We start from the raw sequence: 229 nt of genomic DNA on the forward strand, positions 1-229 counted from the left end.
CGCCCTCGCCAGTGCGCAGCAGGCGTCCGGCGCCGTGGACGGGGCTCTGACCCTCTTCGAGGCCGCCATGAACGAATACGGAAGGGTGCTGGGCCCCGACCATCCATGGACCCTCATCGCCAGGGTCAACCACGCCTCCGCCTGCATCGCCGGGGGTGACACGCCCCGGGCCATCTCGCTGTACGTGTCCGTGATCGCCGACCACCAGCGGATCCTGGGACCCGACCAC

1 protein-coding gene is annotated in these 229 nt (G+C 70.3%); it reads left to right on the forward strand.

Translation table 11 applies throughout. The features are described 5' to 3' along the window. Positions 1-229, forward strand: a 229-nt coding sequence (locus J0695_RS38665; RefSeq protein ID WP_206969526.1) for a tetratricopeptide repeat protein, incomplete at both ends; no start/stop codon positions are given.

This window comes from Streptomyces beijiangensis (assembly GCF_017315755.1).
Lineage (GTDB): Bacteria > Actinomycetota > Actinomycetes > Streptomycetales > Streptomycetaceae > Streptomyces > Streptomyces beijiangensis.